This is a genomic window from Mesorhizobium sp. M7A.F.Ca.CA.004.12.1.1 (assembly GCF_003997835.1).
Classification (GTDB): Bacteria; Pseudomonadota; Alphaproteobacteria; order Rhizobiales; family Rhizobiaceae; genus Mesorhizobium.
Genome location: NZ_RZRK01000517.1, coordinates 1 through 4391, shown reverse-complemented (window position 1 = coordinate 4391; position 4391 = coordinate 1). Strand labels below are relative to the sequence as shown.

Annotated in this window: 4 protein-coding genes and 1 pseudogene; 2 read left to right on the top strand and 3 right to left on the bottom strand. The window is 62.2% G+C overall.

The window, feature by feature from the left end; all coding sequences use genetic code 11:
* Positions 1–62 precede the first annotated feature (62 nt).
* The 3 genes and pseudogenes from EN984_RS23990 to EN984_RS23980 all read right to left on the bottom strand — a co-directional run.
* A pseudogene (locus tag EN984_RS23990) lies at positions 63–797 on the bottom strand (amidohydrolase family protein); the annotation flags it as partial.
* Positions 791–1879 carry a tungsten formylmethanofuran dehydrogenase gene (locus EN984_RS23985; protein WP_127269824.1) on the bottom strand — a complete coding sequence of 363 codons (1089 nt, stop codon included), beginning with the start codon at positions 1877–1879 and terminating at the stop codon, positions 791–793. The pseudogene EN984_RS23990 and the gene EN984_RS23985, both read right to left, overlap by 7 nt.
* A 118-nt stretch (positions 1880–1997) precedes the next feature.
* Complete coding sequence (locus EN984_RS23980) at positions 1998–2378, bottom strand: 4a-hydroxytetrahydrobiopterin dehydratase (RefSeq protein ID WP_027036898.1); 381 nt, start codon at positions 2376–2378, stop codon at positions 1998–2000.
* A 156-nt stretch (positions 2379–2534) separates the two neighbouring features.
* Between EN984_RS23980 and EN984_RS23975 the strand changes: the two genes are divergently transcribed.
* Positions 2535–3506 (top strand): beta-ribofuranosylaminobenzene 5'-phosphate synthase family protein, encoded by a 972-nt coding sequence (locus EN984_RS23975; RefSeq protein ID WP_127269826.1) that lies wholly within the window; start codon positions 2535–2537, stop codon positions 3504–3506.
* A gap of 29 nt (positions 3507–3535) precedes the next feature.
* Positions 3536–4391: NAD(P)-dependent methylenetetrahydromethanopterin dehydrogenase (locus EN984_RS23970; RefSeq protein ID WP_127383992.1), on the top strand; the 856-nt coding region annotated here is incomplete at its 3' end.

The window sequence follows — 4391 nt, the reverse complement described above, 5'->3', positions numbered from 1 at the left end:
TCGCTGGACGATGTCGTGCCTTCCTATGGCGTCAGTTCGCGCAAGATCGTCAAGACGCTGCAGGCCGCCGTATCCGCCGATCCGGGGCTGCCCAGATTGTTGCAATGGACATGCAGGGGATGCGGCAGGCCAAGACTGTCGACGGCGGCCTGCAGCGTCTTGACGATCTTGCGCGAACTGACGCCATAGGAAGGCACGACATCGTCCAGCGAGAAGGTGCGGACGTTCTCCTTGAAGGCGGCCGCCGCACCGGCGTTGATCACCTTGACCCCAAGCGCTCGCGTCGAAGCGACCGTCCAGGCGACATAGTCCTCGATCCTCGTCGAGGGGGCGTCGTCGCGGATCATCGACAACAGGAAATCGTCATTGCCGAGAATGGCGAGGGTTGCCTTGTCGATGATCGGGATGTCAGCCAGTTCGAGATGCGTGTGAAGCGCCGCTCCCGGCGACATCGCCGGCTCGACCACCGTCGTAAAGCCCATCTTGGCGTAGAGGCAGCCGGTCTGGAACGTCGACCAGCCGGCATTGGAGAGCGGCGTCATTGCCGGCCGCGCCTGATGGGCGGCATGCTGTTCGGGCAAGAGCAGCCGCGCGGTGTTCACATTGCCGCCGCCAATGTGGGAGTGGATGTCGATGGCGCCAGCCATCACGATGCAGCCGCTGGCTTCGATGATCCGGTCGGCCGCCCCTCCCGCCGGCGCCGAAACGATCTTGTCGTCCTTGACCCAAAGGTCGCCCTTGCCGAGACGGCCGTTGACGGGATCGATGATGTCGCCGCCGGCGATTTTCGTCAGCATGGCAGTGGCTCGGCGAAAGCGTGGCTAGCGATCAGGCGGATGATCATCGCGGCGGAGGGCAATTGCGAGGCCGCTTGCGCATCGATCGACCTGAGCGAGCCCGTGCGGCTGGAGTAGACAACCGCATCGTGATCGACCCCAGCTTCGCCGATGGCGATGGTGACTGCGGCGCCGGCAACCGGCTCTTGCGTTTTCGTCAACGCAATCAACGCCATGCGTCGCTTTTTTTCCTTCGGCTGGGCAGTTATGGCGGAGATCCGCAGGTGCAGGTCGGCTTCGCCGGCAGCGATCATGCGAGCCACATCGCAGCGCCAGGGATCGAATTCCGGGAAACCGCGCGCAAAGCCGGTGCGCAGCGGAAAACCTGTCATCCAGGCCGAGGCGAGCGTGCTTCCCCAGCCGCTTTCGTTCGCCGGCAGATGAAGGCCGGATGCGCGCGATTTGTGATTGAGATCGGCGATCAGTCCTTGCAGCATCTCCAATGCCAGGCCTTCGGCGGCGTGGCCTGAAAACAGGAACACGGGAAAATGCGCGGCCGCCAACGCTTTGGCGAAATCATTGAAATTCGACACCGGTTGCGATGTACGCCGCCCTTTGTGCTGTGTCCTCAGCGCCGCCAGCGTGGCGGCGAGGCTAGCTTGGCCACAGGAAAGTCGCGTTGCCTCGCGCCCGCCGTTCAGCGGCGGCACAGACATCCCGTTCGGGCCTACCACGAAGAACGCGCGCTGGTTCACGGTCGAGAGGTCGGGAACCGTCCCGGCGAGTTCGCCAACAAGACCATGATGGATCCGCGGGAGCTCGCCCACGATCACCACGACATCGGCACGCCGGCGCGTCTCTCCGGGGGCGACGGTCATTGCCCCCTTGTCCGTAAAAAGCGCAGTCTCCCGGGCAAGTGCCGCGCCATCGGCATGGTCGTATGCCGCGCCAGCCCTCTCAGCCAGCGCGATCGCCGCCCTCGTGCCGTCTATATCCGTATCAAAGCTGAAAACCGGGCACCGACTTGACGACAGTAGCGACGCGGCATGCGCAGCCGCGCGCTCAATCAGCGCTTCCCGGTTGCCGATCCAAGCAACCGCCATTCGCTAAACTACTTTCTGGTGCCGCCACGATCCTAGACGAAACTGGATTGGCCGTGAACCCCACCTTGCAGCGGATCAGCGAATGTTTTCATACGCTATCAACAAATTCCGACCCTGCTTAGTCATATTTGACGTAAGCGAAGCGTTGATCGGTCAGCGGAGTGCCCTCCAGCGCCCCGCCTTCCTTGGCCGGCTGCCACTGGACAACATCCTCGATCTTTTTCGCCAACTCGAAATCCTTGTCGGTAATGCCTTTCGCCGCGTGGTTCATCAGGCGCACCTCGACCCAGGCATAGGAGGCGGTGATATCGGGATGGTGCCACGCCGCCTCGGCGAGATGGCCAACCGTGTTGATGACCATCAGCGTCGATTTCCAGCTGTGGGTCTTGTATTTGCGCCGGATCCAGCCGTTTTCGTAGCGCCATTTTGGCAGCTCCTTCTCAAGCCGCTCGGCGATCTCGGCTTCCGAATAGACCTTTTCCTTGACTGTCTCGTTCATCTCGACCTCCGCGAATTGCTCGGTCTGTCTACACGCCGGAGCCAGCAAACACGTGGATGCATTCTCTTTGGCTTGCCCCATCGACGAAAACAGTTATCATGGTACCGGGCACCTAAACTTCCATGATGCATCCATGATGCACCCATCGGGGGGCAGATGTCGAATTCTGTTACCATACGAGTGCCCGCTCGCCTGCACCTTGGCTTCCTTGATCTCAATGGCGATGCCGGACGGCGGTTCGGCAGCGTCGGGCTTCCATTGAGCGAACCCGAAACCGTCGTCACCCTGTCGCGGTCCGGCGAAACCATCGTCGAAGGCTCCGAGAGCACCCGCGCCAGCGAGCATCTGTCGACGCTCTGCGCGCATCTCGGCATTCGCGCCCAGCACCATCTGGTGGTCGAGCAGTCGATCCCCAGTCATGCGGGTCTGGGGTCCGGCACGCAGATCGCCCTTGCCGTCGCCTCGGCGTTGCGCACTCTCCATAATTTGCCTCTGGATATCGCCGGCGACGCGGGCCTGCTCGAGCGGGGCGGCCGATCCGGCATCGGCATCGCAAGTTTCGAAGATGGCGGCGTCATAGTCGACGCCGGCAAGAACGACCGCGGCGGAACGCCTCCGGTCGTCGCGCGGCTGCCGTTTCCGGAAGAGTGGCGCGTCATCCTCATCCTCGACCATTCCGGGCATGGACTGCATGGCGCTGCCGAGGTCGCGGCGTTTCGTTCGCTGCCGCCGTTCCCAACGGCAGGCAGCGGGGAGATCTGCCGAAGGGTGCTGATGGGCATTATGCCGGCTTTGGTCGAGCGGGACCTTCCGGCATTCGGCGCCGCCGTCACCGCGATACAGATGCTGATCGGCAGCCATTTCGCCCCGGCGCAGGGCGGCGTGTTCACCTCGAAGCGGGTCGAGATGGCGGCCCACCGTCTCAATGAAGCAGGCGCCGTCGGCATCGGCCAGAGTTCCTGGGGGCCGACAGGCTTTGCCTTCGCGCCATCACATGACGCCGCACTCAAGTTCGTCGACGCGGTTCGGAAGACGACAATTGAGGACGGCCTTGAGATCAAGATCGTCAAGGGCAGGAACTCCGGCGCGAAGATCAGCTCAACCAGGCTGAATCTCGTCGGCAGCTGACGCTCCCGTTTCAGGCAGAAAGGCAAGAAATGGCCCGCAAACACATCCTGCACATGCTGACACCGTTGAAGCAGATGAGCCCCTTCGACGTGAACATGGCGCTCGACGCAGGCTTCGACGCCGTCGTCCCCTATGTCGATGTAAGCCTCGCCGAAGTGACAGGCCTGGTCCAGGACGCGATCTTTTCGCGCCCGCCGGATGCGGGTGTCGACACCGGCATCTTCATCGCCGGGAAGGATGCCTCGTTGGCGCTCGACATGTTCGACGCCGCGAAGAAGGCGATGGTGCCGCCTTTCCAGGTTTCGGTATTTGCCGATCCGGCCGGCTCGTTCACCACGGCCGCGGCGATGGTGGCCAAGGGCGAAAAGGCGCTCGAGAAGAAATTTCAGCGTGCGCTCAGGGATACGAGGGTGGCTGTTTTCGGCGCCACCGGCGTCGTCGGCTTCTGCACCGCCGTCATCGCGGCAGGGGAAGGTGCCCGGGTCACACTTGTCGGCCATGACGGCATCGAGAGGGTCAAACAGATCGCAGCCGAGATCGAAAGCAGATTCAACATCATCGTCGATGCCGCTGACGGATCGAGCGACGCACGCAAGACAAAGCTGGTCGAGGCGAACGAAATTATCCTGGCTTGCGCCAAAGCCGGCGTCCAGGTGGTCTCCAAAGCCCAGTTGAAAGGCAATGACCTGCTTATTGCGGCCGACGTCAATGCCGTCCCCCCGGCCGGCATCGAAGGATTGGCCGTCAATGCCAATGGTGATCCACTCGAAGCGGCAAAAGCTGTCGGCATTGGTCCGCTTGCCATCGGCAATGTCAAATATAAGGTCGAATTCGGTCTCTTCAAAAGAATGATCGAATCCGAAAAGACGATCACGCTCGATTTTC